This is a genomic window from Rhizobium sp. P1_E1, from assembly GCF_056406015.1.
Map to the genome: position 1 here is coordinate 1 of NZ_JBFUAY010000149.1, position 11,658 is coordinate 11,658.

Sequence of the window (11,658 nt, forward strand, 5' to 3'; positions counted from 1 at the left end):
GCAGAATACGCTTTCGACGCAAAATGTCGAAGAAATTTCCGTTCCAACCCGGCGTTTGGACAGCTATCAGTTCGGCACTGTAGGCTTCATTAAGATCGACGTTGAAGGGCACGAACTAAAAGTACTCGAAGGCGCAGAGGCTATATTGAACCGGTATCGCCCAAACCTGCTCATCGAAGCGGAAGACCGACATCGACCCAACGCTGTCGTCAGTGTGATCGACTATCTTAAGCCGTTTGGATATTCTGTATATTGCCTGAAAGATCGAAAATTTCGCTCCCTGTCGATCGACGACATCCAGAAGGGCTCTGCCGGAACGCCTTATAACTACGTCTTTTCTATCCGCGAGGATCTATAAAGAGCCTTTCGTGTGCCCCCGTGCTCACCACCCCGACGACCGAGCGGCTGCAAGAAGCATCTGCGCCAGGATATTTTATCGGCCGTTGAGAACGGTTTAAACGCTTCTTGAGCCGCTCTTAAAACCTGATTGGGCTTTTTCAAAGATTCCGCAACCTCGTGTCAAAATTTCGCAAAATTGCGTCCGGCTAGATTGAGACGAGAGGAATAGTGGTACGCCCTAGGGGAGTCGAACCCCTCTTTACAGAATGAGAATCTGTCGTCCTAACCGATAGACGAAGGGCGCAAACCGTTCGCTAAAATAGGCGCGGGCGCCGGCTTCTGCAAGCGGATGCGATGGCTTCTATATGGAGAGAAAGTGGCACGCCCTAGGGGAGTCGAACCCCTCTTCCCAGAATGAAAATCTGGTGTCCTAACCGATAGACGAAGGGCGCTTCCTTCGTGGTGGCGCCCTTATAGTCAGGCATTTTGAATCCCGCAAGCGGGAAATGCGGTTTTCTTTCAAAAAAATGACAAGAAATCCTGCTGCGTTGCAGACGCCGATTATTGAAGCTGAATCAATAGGCTGCCGGTTATTTCTTGAACAGGACGAGGCGGCGCTGCCCTTACGTGATGCGAAAAGCGCGCGGCCGTCAGATCGCTCTTGCGGTCGTCAGCGGCGCGCGTTTGCCGCCGCAGCCCCAGTTCCAGTCACGGGTTTTGCCGGTATCGAGGTGGACCGAATCCGTATGGCAATAGGTGCCGACGCCGCCGCGGTCCGGCAACGAGCGGATATAGGCGGCGATATCCCATTTCGTCACACCGTCGATCTGGATGTCGGCGGCCTCGCAGCTCTTGTGCATCGATTCGTCGGCACCGCCGACGAGGCGGTTGTGCTCCTCGTCGCGATAGCCGGAGGTGACGACAACCGGTCGGCCGAAATGGCTTTCGACCGTCTTGATCACTTTCAAGAGGTCGGGCTTGAAGCAGCCGACCTCGACCTTGTCGTTTTGCAGATGCAGCCCATTCGGCGCGATACGCGTCATGCCGGGCAGGGCGGCCTTGTGCAGCAGGCCGGAGAGACTGCCGAGCAGGTTCTGCTTCGGCGCGCTGTAGAGCGCATTCATTGTCGAGGCCGGAATGCTGCCCGTCGTCAGTGACGCCGTTTGCACGGGCGCAAGCTGCGTGCCGCTATTCTGCGAGGATTGCTGCGGCAGCACCGGTTCTGCCGGCTGTGTGGGCGCGGGCGGCTGGCTGTAGACGCCGCTTCGCGCCGGCGCTGCACCTTCCACCGGCGCATAGGCCTGCGGCTGAATGACGGTGGACGTGCTGTTGTTCTGCGGCGCCGGCTGGTGATCGGAAAAGATGCTCATCGCCTGCGCGTTGATCCGGGTCGACTGCAGGACCAGCCCGCCAATATTGGCGGGCGCTGCCGTTGCCGAACCGGCGGGCGGGACGGCGGCATTCTGATCTTGTGCCACGACCTGAGGCGCGCCCTGGGCGCCGGAGACGTTGACGAGCCGGGGATCTGTATAGACCGAACGTGGGGCAGGGCTTGCAGCCGTTGCCGTGGCAAGCTGTGGTGCTGCGGTCGGCGCTACCGGAGCCGCTGCGGCGGAATCTAGCGCCTTCTTGTCCGACGCGCAGCCGGACAGCGCCAGCACCGAGGTGGCGATCAGCAAAGCGCCCGTTACGGGCATCCGCATCTGCATGTTAGGCAAGCGACAGTCTCCAGTTGATGCGGAAAATCGGCGAAAAACGCTTCTCTTCTGCCTCGAGTCGCCAGGAGATTGCCTGCGGGGCTGGATCGCGGCAAGCGCCAAGGCGCCGGCCGGACCCGAAATCGAAAAAGCCGCAAGCCTCGCAAAAGCCTTGCGGCGAAAACCCTTACCAGGCGCCGGTATTGCCCATCGAGGCCCAGGGTTCGGCGGCCGGAAGCGGGCTGCCCTTTTGCAGGATTTCGATCGAGATGCCGTCGGGCGAGCGCACAAAGGCCATGTTGCCGTCGCGCGGCGGCCGGTTGATAGTAACGCCGTTGTCCATCAGATTCTGGCAGGTCGCGTAAATATCGTCGACCTCATAAGCGAGGTGGCCGAAATTGCGTCCTCCGCTATAATCTTCCGTGTCCCAGTTGTAGGTTAGTTCGAGGCAGGGAGCTTTTTCGCTGCGCGCACGGGCGAGATCGTCGCGAGCGGCCAGAAAAACCAGGGTAAAGCGGCCTTTCTCGTTTTCGTGGCGGCGAATCTCCTCCAGCCCGAACAGCGTGGTGTAAAAAGCGAGCGAGGCGTCTAGGTCTTTGACGCGTACCATTGTGTGGAGATAACGCATTCTATCTACTCCTTTATTGGGGCTGGCTTTTTTCAGCAAGCCGAGGTCAGCTTCGGGCAAGTCATCTTTATAAAATGTGCAGCTGGGAATAACCGAAAACTAGGACTTGCGCTTATCCGTTACCAAGATGTTAATCTTGATTTGAAGAATCAGTTAACCGTAACAGTGTGACGCGTATTCGAGGGGCTGGCGACAATGGCTGATAGGATTTCATCGAACGAATACTCCGACCTCGACGAGCTATCGGGAGAGCCAGTCGATCTTGTTGAAATCACCGGCGTCGTCAAGTGGTTCGACGTCGCCAAGGGTTTCGGCTTCATCGTGCCCGACAACGGCTTGCAGGATGTTCTCCTGCACGTCACCTGCCTGCGTCGCGACGGTTACCAGACGATCCTCGAGGGAACGCGCATCGTCGCACTCATCCAGCGCCGCGAGCGCGGCTACCAGGCTTTCAAGATCCTCTCGATGGACCAGTCGACCGCGATTCATCCCTCGCAGCTGCCGCCGGTGCGCACCCATGTGCAGGTCACCGCGACGAGCGGACTCGAGCGTGCGCTGGTCAAGTGGTTCAACCGCACCAAGGGCTTCGGCTTCCTGACGCGCGGCGAGGGCACAGAAGATATCTTCGTGCACATGGAAACGCTCCGCCGCTTCGGCCTGACGGAACTGCGCCCAGGCCAGGTGGTTCTTGTCCGCTTCGGCGACGGCGAAAAGGGCCTGATGGCCGCAGAGATCCATCCCGACGTTCCGAGCCCGGCCAGCCGGTCTCACTAATATGAGCAGCCTTACCCTGTTTCATGCCATCAGAAGCGCCATATTGGCGCTTTTTTTCATGGTCGCGCTGCCGGCTTTGGCCGAGGAGCAAATGCGGTTCGACATGGAGCCGCTGCTCATCCAGACCGCTGCGGGCAAGGTGCTGCATTTCACCGTCGAGATTGCCTCGACCCCTGATCAGCGCGCCCGCGGACTGATGTTTCGCAAGGTCATGGCCGACGATGCCGGCATGATCTTCGATTTCGATGAGCCGCGGCGCGTCACCATGTGGATGGAAAACACCATCCTGCCGCTCGATATGCTCTTTGCCGATGACACCGGCACGATCCGCCACATCAAGGAAAAGGCAGTGCCCTATTCGCGCGACATCATCGATTCGATGAGCGCGGTGAAATATGTCGTCGAACTCAATGCCGGCATCGTCGCCAAACTGGGAATCAAGCCGGGCGACAGGATCGTCAGCGCCACGACGACGAAGAAGGCCAAGTAACGGCGCGGACAGCCGCGAGCACGAAAGCTGCGCTACGCCTGTCCAGGAATTCAAGAATATCGGGATATTGAATGGTCGGAGTGGAGAGATTCGAACTCCCGACCCTCTGGTCCCAAACCAGATGCGCTACCAGACTGCGCTACACTCCGTGCCGTGAATGGCAGGGGAGATACACGGTTCACTTCGCCGTCGCAACCCATAAATCCAGCTCTGGCCGAAGATTCCTCGCCGGACCTGTGGATGCAAGACAGAAAAATCTTGATAGGTCGCCAGTCTGCTTGCCGGGCGCACGAGTCCATTTGACTGGCGCAATTGGACGTCAGGGCAAGGCTGCCTCAGCCGTGGGCGATCAGGCCGATATATTGAGCGTAGCTGATGGCAACGTAGAAGAACGCCGTGATGCTCGCGCCAATCACAATGGCATTGAACTCCGCCGAACGTTTGATCATGAATGCAAATCCACTGAAAGCGATTGAGCCGTAAACTAGTGCCGAGGGCGGGCAGCGGCAATCGGGTTGTGATCAAAACATGAGACAATCGGTAATATTGCGCAATCCGGGTGGAAATCCGAGGGTTTCAAGAGATGGCTGCCGCCATCTCCGTCGATATCCTTGTTTCCCAAATGCATTGGCTCGTTATGGAGTCGCTAGCAGCGTCGTACACCGCCTTTTTTCTTGAAAAGGCGGGGATTCGCGGCTAAGCAAAATTCATCCCTTTGCGTTATCTCTAGCGATGAAGCAAAAGCCCCGGAAACGGGGATCGAGCCATGTAAGGCGGGCGCTGCCCGCATAGTCGGAGACGCTGCAGTCATGTCTGCCAAGATCTATCGTCCAGCCAAGACCGCCATGCAGTCCGGCAAGGCCAAGACTCATCTCTGGGTGCTTGAGTTCGATCAGGAGTCGCCGCGCAAGATCGATCCGATCATGGGCTATACCTCCTCCGGCGATATGCGCCAGCAGGTGAAGCTCACCTTCGAGACGCAGGAACTCGCCGAAGCCTATGCCCAGCGCAACGGCATCGAATACCGCGTCATCGCGCCGAAGGACCCGACACGCCAGGTTGTCGCCTATCCCGACAATTTCCGCTATACCCGCACGCAGCCCTGGACGCATTGAGATTTCTCGTCCAGATATGCCGCATCCGGTCGCGCTCACGAGACGCGGCCGCCGGACGGCCCCTTAGCTCAGCTGGATAGAGCACCTGCCTTCTAAGCAGGTTGTCGCAGGTTCGATTCCTGCAGGGGTCGCCACCATTTCAATAACTTACCCCCACCTTCGCTTTCTCTCTGGCTCCAGGGTAACGCTGGGGGTAACGGCCGCGGCATTTCGCCTACGAGAAAACCCCGGCCCGCCGGTGACGGCGGCCGAGGTTTGATCGAGACTACTGCGAACCCGACTCACTATCCATCTTCGGAAAGGTTGCTGTCCAGCTCGTCGCCGTTCGGCTCGGTGTCTCCGCCGTCCTCGTCGTTCTCGTCTTCGACTTCTAGGTCGCTCTGTTCCGAACCCACCGGCATATACCAGTGGGTTTGCGTGACATGCTCAGGGGCGCCTAGGCTGGGTTCGTTGTCGTTGTCAGGTTCCAGGTTCTCGTCGCCATCCAGAAGATCCAGCAGGGCGATCAGTTCTTCGATGTATCCCTCCAGCGTTTCGCGCCGCAGCTCCTGGACCACGTTGCTCATACGGCTGCCCTCCCGGCGACTTCTGCCACGGAGTCTATGAAGCGAGCGATTTGCCCAAGCGGGCTATCATCAGACTTCGTGATTTTCATGAGCGCACCTGCGGTGACGGCGAGGGCGTCAGCTTTCATACCCAAGCCGGCGACCGAGTAGGCCGGGCACTGGGAAACCTCATTTGCCGCCGTTAGAAGCCGACCGTCGGCCTCCTTGACGAGCAGCCGAGCTGCATCGGCTCCAGAGATTTCGCGAAGACGCGCGGTTTCGGCCTCATACTGTTCAGCGAGCACGATATTCGTCTCGTACTCTCTGATCATCTTATCGCGAAACAGTTCATGGCGGACACGAGCTTTTTCTGTACGGCCCTTCGGAGAGGATCGCTTCCATTTCTCGACTATCTCCCGAGCCCTGCTACTGGTGAGGACAGAGAAGCAGGTCCTCGGAGTTGCACGCCGGAATTTTGCTGACATCCGCTTCGTCAGGTCGGCCGTGTCTCTCACGATGTAGCGGCCAATTATGTCCCGCTCACCGTCGTCTAAGTAGCTACCATCCTGCGCGTTCGCGCCCCATAGCAGCGCCTCGGGAGCGAGTGGCCATCGATGCTTCCACTCATCGGCCAACCACTCTCGGGCTCGGTGCGCCTCTTTCAGATCGACACAGGCATCACAGAAGCTTTGGTATGCAGAGATCAGCGCGGGGCTCTCCGGCTGGTCGGGAAGGCCTGACGACGTCAAAGCGCCGGCGCCGTGCGCATCAGGCGCCACAGCGACCGCTGCCGCTGTCGAGGCGGCTGCGAGGCCAAAAAGAAGGGCGCGACGGGTAGCATCAGGCGTACCTTCGGCGGTAGCCGGAATCGATGTGTTCGGCATTTTGATTTCCTCTGCTCAGGTAGTTTCTATGTGCATATTAACTACCGTAATTAACTATGTCAATAACTATGGAAATAATTATTGTTATAAATACGCAGCGGAGATATATGAAGGATGAGCTGACCAATGGAGATCAAAATGGGGCGACCGCCGGTACCGACGCATCTAAAGCGAGACAAACGTCTTGTGGTAATGGTGACCGATTCAGAAAACGAACTTCTGGCCAAAGCGGCGAAGGACGCGGGCGCAGCAAGTCTTAGTGACTGGGTGAGGGATCTGCTGTTGGAAGCTGCAGTCCAGGGGCCGACGCAGTCGAGCGCCGATTAGGGGCAGCATGGGGAATACCGAATTTCGTTCGACAGGAACGCTTGATTATACGGATTTCTGAGACTCATCCCGTTGGCGCTGGCGCTCTTGCTCCCTCGCCAGATCTTCCTGTTCTCGCCTGGCTTTTATGGCTTTGGCTTCGGCGAGCCACGCCTTTACGGCACCAATAACAACCTCGTCGGCATCGGCAATTTCACTCTCGCTTAACTTTACCGCATCCTCGATCCATCGGCTTGCATTCTGGAAGTCGACGTAACGCAGTCGCTCGCGTTCGGCGCGGGCTTTGGCACGCTTGGCTGCGAGCGCTTTCGAAATCTCTTGAAGCCGCCGGCGGTTTTCGCGCAACGCTTCAACTGCCTTGTCAAATGTATCCGCGGTTCGAATTGCCACTGCGGCGCCCAAGACGGTGTCGAGGTCGATTGTAAGGTCGTTTACGGCACTGAACAGATTCTCTGAGGCCCGGATCGCTGTAAGAGCAATACTATCGTTCTTCCGGCTATCCGTGCGCTTAGAGAGCTCCCTTACTCGCTCTACGAACATGAGGCTCTCAGCGTCTAGATACCCGATCGCTTCGTCAATCGCGTTAGCGTGACTGTCCAGTTCAAGCGCCACGGTGCAAAGCCGCCGGATCGCTTCCGCTCGAGAGCGGATTTTATTTGCAGATCCCCAATCGTCGATCGCCTTCGCTTCCCCTTCGGACAGCATAAGCTGAAATTTTATCGTTTTTGGCTCTTCTATCGACATTTCTATCCCCAGGATTGTGTGGAATAGGCCAAAAATCAGGGGGCCGCAAGCCGCCTCGACTTCCATCACCAAGCGAATTTTGCTAGAACATGATGGCATCAAAAACCATCACTGATGGAAGTTTGTGTTCAGAAAAGAAGTAGCGCAACCAYTGTGAACAAGATGGAAGGATCGGAAAGTTGCAAGGCAATTTTCTTACGAGTGCCCAAGTTCTCTCTCGGTACAGCATTTCCGAAATGACACTACACAGATGGGGGAAGGACGCCCGCCTGTCGTTTCCCCGGCCGATGGTCGTGAACCGGCGCAAGTTCTTCAAAGAGGAAGAGCTGGTTGCTTGGGAGCGAGAACGGGCAAAGGAGCGGGCGGTATGACGCGTGTTCCTAACGAAAAGCGGCGGGGATCCAGGTCGCCAAACTCAGAGATCCCCACCGCTCCTAACGAAATCGCTTTTTCAGCGACCCCCCGTCACCAGCAGCCTCTAGGAGCGCCGATGAGCAATTCAGGTAGAGCACGGACACGTATGAGAGTCCAGATTCTCGATAAGGGCGAGCCCTTGGGTTCACCGATTACTGTCTTAGGTCGAGACGCCTGGGCGTTGCGTGTCCTCATTGAGGCAGGCAAGCGGGGCTTCAGTTCGATCGATAAGCCGGCGCCTCGTACCGCGCACTACATTTTCAAATTGCGTAAATTTGGGTTCGCGATCGAGACAATTACCGAGATGCACGGCGGGGCCTATCCTGGCCACCACGCTCGATACGTTCTCCATTCAAACGTCGCCATTCTGGAAGGCCAAGCTGCATGACAGAGCCTCGCCAGATCAACATGGACCCGGCCGTCACCGTCGCAGCGCAATGGGTCGCGGACAATCCGCCGCGGCCCGACATCATCCCTCACCTGAAAGCGAATTTCTCCTTGACCTCTTTGCAGGCTGCGGAGGCCTGCGCTTTGGCCCAAAAATTCCGGGTGTCGCGGAGGGCTTTCGGTTGAAGCCACGGAATACCCCACCACAACACGAATGGGCACTCCAGTTCCCCATGATTGAGGGGAAACCGACTGACGAAGAACGCAAGGTTTTTACTGCGGCGAGGCTTGAGCTGCAGAGCTGGATCATGCGGGACTTCGATAAGACAATGACAACCACGGTGAAGGCCGTAGCTGTCTTCTTATTGGAAAGCGTGAACAGCGAAACGCTCTTTTGCTATCCGTCCTACCGAACGATTTGCGAGACAATCTCGATTGGCAAAGAGAAAACAGTTCAGCGCGCGATAGCAGCTCTCGTGGCGCGAGGCTGGCTTTACGCTTGGCGCACCAGTCGAACGGACACGTACAACTACCTCTTCCTGAAAAATGAGGAGAAGGTGTCTCAGATTGCGGATTACCTGACAGCGAAAAGGGATGCGCGAGAAGAGGACCGAAAGCGCCGCGACTGGACATTTTTGACCACTCGCGAAAATGGCTTAGGGCCTCAAATGTCCACTCGCGAGAGGACAAAGATGTCCACTAAATCCTTTAACGGAACCCATGAAGTTTTCTCTAGTATAGAAAGCGGTGAGTTCTCTATAGAGCAAAACCCCTACGCTGTAACTTCCTACGGCGATGACACCAACTCCCCCTATGAAGTCCCGATTGATGAAAACGAGGCCGAAAAGGTCCTCGATCAGATCTGTCACGGCCAATCGACCCATCGTTTGGTCAGGGAGATCCTGAAAGGCTTTCTGTTGGACGGAGCGCTAACTCCAAGTCGGGCGATGAGATTACTTGAGGGGAGGGAGGCCGCATGACCGCTGAAATCTACGTCTTCCCCTTGACGTGCCGGATCGGAAAAATTCGAGCGGTCGCTGTCAATCTCATCGGATCACGATCGGAAAAGCTGGCGAAGGCATACCGGCACCAAATCTCGGCCGGTCTCRTCTCACACATGGAAAAGAATGGAGTTCCGCGGCACGAGCAGGGCGAGCGTTTATTCGAGTTCTGGCAGGCAGTTCATACAGAAATTGCAAGACGAATTGAGGGCGCGGCATGACCAAAATTCTCAACGTCACCCGAGACGGCGATGGACAGTTCCAGATCACCGATCAGCGCGGCAAGGTAGTCGAAGGTCCGTTTGATACTAACGCCGCGGCTTGGTCGGCGCTCGACCGTATCGACCACGAAACGATGCCAGGTAGGCCTCGCAGCAACAAGAAGGTTCTCTGGGGCAAGCCGGAGAAGCCGGTAAAGGGCAACGGCAACAAACCGAGCAAGGGGCAGGCAGCCAAAGATTGGCACCGGATGAAGGTCAATGCCGCAAAGGCGCCTGGCTGGGTGCGATCAGTGGCCGCTGCCAAGTTCGATCCTGCAGGCGAGCGCAATTACCGAGATCACCGGCTCGGCACGTTCGGCGCCGCCTCCGAAGTGAAGCGCATCGATCCCGCAACATATTTGGCAGAAAAGGCAGCGAGGGGCGAATGACAATCAAAGAACGACAAGAGCGAGAAGCGCACGACCGCGAGAACCCTTGGCGGCCGATGAGCACAGCAAAACCGAGCGGTTTGATTTGTGACCTTTTATTCGACGACATGGCCGGGCATTTCCCGACCGATGGCCTTCAGTATTTCCTCGATGCCGACGGCACCTGGTACCAAATTAAACCGCCGGCGGAGGTGTCCTTCATGAGGAAGCCGATTAACTGGCGCCCATCTTACGTTCGGATACCTCCCGAACGGCGGGCGGTGATCAAGGGGAAAGCAAAGGGTTGAGCATGACGGCAAAGCGGAAGAAACCCATCGGGGAACTCGAGTGGCACCCCAAGATCAAGGTCGAAAAGGTCACGGTCGACAACCCGTTCTATTCCAAGGCTCACCAGGGCGTTGGAGCCAACCCGGTGAAGATCCAGGCGCAGATGAATATCCGTGAGAGCGCTATCGTAACGCTCGCTGCGCGGAAGCAGATCAACGAGGCCCAGCTTGCCGCGGCAACACGCTTCAGGGCGCTCTACGAGTCCATGGGCGGGGCAGGGGCGGGATCGTTCGACTACAGCCGCGAGCCGGTCGACGGCGGCGGATCACGCGAGCCGCTGACCGAACAGCAGATCCGCGCCGGGCAAGAGCTGAAGCGCTGCCGCGAAATCCTCGGCATTCGAGCCTACGACATCATGAGCAAGGTCGCAGGCCAAGGATATGCGATCGGCGAGCTTGCCAAGTCGCATCGCGAGCGAACGACGCTTGCAGATTATCTAAAGGATGGGCTCGACGAGATGGCCCGCAATTGGGGCTATGAAAACCATGGAGACAGGCGCCAGAGAGCGTGACCGCTCTTGCGCCGTTACAACGAAGCGGGTATAGATTAGCTATAGTGGCATAGATTGCGTACGGCAGGCCGCCTACATCGCCGGTGGTTGCGTGACTGGTCCTTCGGCCACTGGGACACTGAACGTGGGCACGACTGTATAGTCAGATTCGTCGAACGCCTTCTTCACAATCGATATCGTATCTTCCTTGCCGCTTAGTGCTGGGTTAGACTTCGCCGTTTTCAGGATGTCTGACCACGCTTTGTCTTGAGACGGCTTGCTCGCGGCAACGGCCAGATCAGAAAGCTTCTGTTCGCTTTCCGCAAGTTCAATGCGAGCCTGCTGCTCCGCCTTTTGTGCGGTTGCAAGCTTGAATTCCAAGTCGCTTATCTTGATGGCAACCTCAGTCCACTTGAACGTGGTCATCAGTACGACGCCACAAAGGACCAAGAGCATTCCAAACGCGCCGACGCCGATGGAGTTGCGATAGCGTTCGATTGGCGGCCAGCAAAAGCCGATGCCGACCAAGAGGCAAAATACACTCGCTGCCAAAATGAAATACTCATTCATCGCCTTCCCCCCTCGATGTATTTCGTAGTTTTGAGCACGAGCTCGCTGGTTCTGTGTTCTTAGCGGGACAATTTCCGAGTCAGGATCCCGCCGCCCAATCAGCGATCGGTAAACTCAGCAGATGCACACCAGCGATCAGGTCCGAGTATTTTGCGTCGTCAATGATCGGCAACACGCGTCCGCCGTTCCTCTTGATGACCGCGGCAACTTCCTGCGGAGAGTTGGCGACCAGTTGCAGTCGGTCAAGGTTGCCGATCGACAGAGCGGACCTAACGCC

The 11,658-nt window shown here is 57.2% G+C and carries 18 protein-coding genes and 4 tRNA genes; 12 read left to right on the forward strand and 10 right to left on the reverse strand.

All coding sequences use genetic code 11. The features are described 5' to 3' along the window. Positions 1-358, forward strand: a 358-nt coding sequence (locus tag AC1D1Z_RS28685) for an FkbM family methyltransferase (protein WP_477852313.1), incomplete at its 5' end; no start/stop codon positions are given. Positions 359-568: 210 nt separating this feature from the next. Here the strand turns inward: AC1D1Z_RS28685 and AC1D1Z_RS28690 are convergent. The 4 genes from AC1D1Z_RS28690 to gloA all read right to left on the reverse strand — a co-directional run bounded on the left by AC1D1Z_RS28690 (position 569) and on the right by gloA (position 2,664). Beyond that, positions 569-643 (reverse strand) — tRNA-Glu (locus tag AC1D1Z_RS28690). 73 nt (positions 644-716) lie between these two features. After that, positions 717-791 (reverse strand) — tRNA-Glu (locus tag AC1D1Z_RS28695). Between the two features lie 198 nt (positions 792-989). Then, the gene (locus AC1D1Z_RS28700) at positions 990-2,057 is read right to left on the reverse strand and encodes a YcbK family protein (RefSeq protein ID WP_131647065.1); all 1,068 of its coding nucleotides are present in this window, start codon (positions 2,055-2,057) and stop codon (positions 990-992) included. A gap of 166 nt (positions 2,058-2,223) precedes the next feature. Then, complete coding sequence (gene gloA, locus AC1D1Z_RS28705) at positions 2,224-2,664, reverse strand: lactoylglutathione lyase (protein ID WP_205929471.1); 441 nt, start codon at positions 2,662-2,664, stop codon at positions 2,224-2,226. 195 nt (positions 2,665-2,859) lie between these two features. On the opposite strand from gloA, the gene AC1D1Z_RS28710 reads away from it, so the two are divergent. Both AC1D1Z_RS28710 and AC1D1Z_RS28715 read left to right on the forward strand, forming a co-directional pair. Beyond that, positions 2,860-3,438, forward strand: a complete 579-nt coding sequence (locus tag AC1D1Z_RS28710; protein ID WP_018241851.1) for a cold-shock protein — start codon at positions 2,860-2,862, stop codon at positions 3,436-3,438. A gap of 1 nt (position 3,439) precedes the next feature. After that, positions 3,440-3,928, forward strand: coding sequence for a DUF192 domain-containing protein (locus AC1D1Z_RS28715; protein ID WP_131647067.1), 489 nt, complete (start codon positions 3,440-3,442; stop codon positions 3,926-3,928). Positions 3,929-4,000: 72 nt separating this feature from the next. Here AC1D1Z_RS28715 and AC1D1Z_RS28720 read toward each other — a convergent pair. After that, a tRNA-Pro gene (locus AC1D1Z_RS28720) sits at positions 4,001-4,077 on the reverse strand. Positions 4,078-4,737: 660 nt separating this feature from the next. Between AC1D1Z_RS28720 and AC1D1Z_RS28725 the strand changes: the two genes are divergently transcribed. Both AC1D1Z_RS28725 and AC1D1Z_RS28730 read left to right on the forward strand, forming a co-directional pair. Further along, positions 4,738-5,043 (forward strand): ETC complex I subunit, encoded by a 306-nt coding sequence (locus AC1D1Z_RS28725; RefSeq protein WP_128405293.1) that lies wholly within the window; start codon positions 4,738-4,740, stop codon positions 5,041-5,043. A gap of 57 nt (positions 5,044-5,100) precedes the next feature. Continuing rightward, a tRNA-Arg gene (locus AC1D1Z_RS28730) sits at positions 5,101-5,177 on the forward strand. Positions 5,178-5,327: 150 nt separating this feature from the next. Here AC1D1Z_RS28730 and AC1D1Z_RS28735 read toward each other — a convergent pair. Both AC1D1Z_RS28735 and AC1D1Z_RS28740 read right to left on the reverse strand, forming a co-directional pair. Beyond that, complete coding sequence (locus AC1D1Z_RS28735) at positions 5,328-5,609, reverse strand: hypothetical protein (RefSeq protein WP_477852317.1); 282 nt, start codon at positions 5,607-5,609, stop codon at positions 5,328-5,330. After that, positions 5,606-6,472 carry a hypothetical protein gene (locus tag AC1D1Z_RS28740; protein WP_477852319.1) on the reverse strand — a complete coding sequence of 289 codons (867 nt, stop codon included), beginning with the start codon at positions 6,470-6,472 and terminating at the stop codon, positions 5,606-5,608. The genes AC1D1Z_RS28735 and AC1D1Z_RS28740 overlap by 4 nt, the downstream gene beginning before the upstream one ends. Before the next feature lie 126 nt (positions 6,473-6,598). Here AC1D1Z_RS28740 and AC1D1Z_RS28745 point away from each other — a divergent pair, with 126 nt between their 5' ends. After that, positions 6,599-6,799, forward strand: coding sequence for a plasmid mobilization protein (locus AC1D1Z_RS28745; protein WP_477852321.1), 201 nt, complete (start codon positions 6,599-6,601; stop codon positions 6,797-6,799). 45 nt (positions 6,800-6,844) lie between these two features. Here the strand turns inward: AC1D1Z_RS28745 and AC1D1Z_RS28750 are convergent, their stop codons facing one another. Next, the gene (locus tag AC1D1Z_RS28750; RefSeq protein ID WP_477852323.1) at positions 6,845-7,615 is read right to left on the reverse strand and encodes a hypothetical protein; all 771 of its coding nucleotides are present in this window, start codon (positions 7,613-7,615) and stop codon (positions 6,845-6,847) included. Positions 7,616-8,063: 448 nt separating this feature from the next. Here AC1D1Z_RS28750 and AC1D1Z_RS28755 point away from each other — a divergent pair, with 448 nt between their 5' ends. The 6 genes from AC1D1Z_RS28755 to AC1D1Z_RS28780 all read left to right on the forward strand — a co-directional run bounded on the left by AC1D1Z_RS28755 (position 8,064) and on the right by AC1D1Z_RS28780 (position 10,832). Beyond that, positions 8,064-8,345, forward strand: a complete 282-nt coding sequence (locus AC1D1Z_RS28755) for a winged helix domain-containing protein (RefSeq protein WP_432443486.1) — start codon at positions 8,064-8,066, stop codon at positions 8,343-8,345. Between the two features lie 181 nt (positions 8,346-8,526). Next, positions 8,527-9,324, forward strand: a complete 798-nt coding sequence (locus AC1D1Z_RS28760; RefSeq protein WP_477852325.1) for a helix-turn-helix domain-containing protein — start codon at positions 8,527-8,529, stop codon at positions 9,322-9,324. Beyond that, entirely contained in the window at positions 9,321-9,566 is a 246-nt protein-coding gene (locus AC1D1Z_RS28765) for a DUF6074 family protein (RefSeq protein WP_477852327.1), read from the forward strand. The genes AC1D1Z_RS28760 and AC1D1Z_RS28765 overlap by 4 nt, the downstream gene beginning before the upstream one ends. Next, the gene (locus tag AC1D1Z_RS28770) at positions 9,563-9,994 is read left to right on the forward strand and encodes a hypothetical protein (protein WP_477852329.1); all 432 of its coding nucleotides are present in this window, start codon (positions 9,563-9,565) and stop codon (positions 9,992-9,994) included. The genes AC1D1Z_RS28765 and AC1D1Z_RS28770 overlap by 4 nt, the downstream gene beginning before the upstream one ends. Next, positions 9,991-10,281 carry a hypothetical protein gene (locus AC1D1Z_RS28775; protein WP_477852331.1) on the forward strand — a complete coding sequence of 97 codons (291 nt, stop codon included), beginning with the start codon at positions 9,991-9,993 and terminating at the stop codon, positions 10,279-10,281. The genes AC1D1Z_RS28770 and AC1D1Z_RS28775 overlap by 4 nt, the downstream gene beginning before the upstream one ends. A 2-nt stretch (positions 10,282-10,283) precedes the next feature. After that, a complete protein-coding gene (locus AC1D1Z_RS28780) occupies positions 10,284-10,832 on the forward strand; it encodes a hypothetical protein (protein WP_477852333.1) in 549 nt (182 codons plus the stop codon). 72 nt (positions 10,833-10,904) lie between these two features. On the opposite strand, the gene AC1D1Z_RS28785 is transcribed toward AC1D1Z_RS28780, so the two are convergent. Both AC1D1Z_RS28785 and AC1D1Z_RS28790 read right to left on the reverse strand, forming a co-directional pair. Further along, on the reverse strand, positions 10,905-11,381 hold the full coding sequence (locus AC1D1Z_RS28785; RefSeq protein ID WP_477852335.1) for a hypothetical protein: 477 nt from the start codon (positions 11,379-11,381) through the stop codon (positions 10,905-10,907). Between the two features lie 79 nt (positions 11,382-11,460). After that, positions 11,461-11,658: hypothetical protein (locus tag AC1D1Z_RS28790; RefSeq protein ID WP_477852337.1), on the reverse strand; the 198-nt coding region annotated here is incomplete at its 5' end.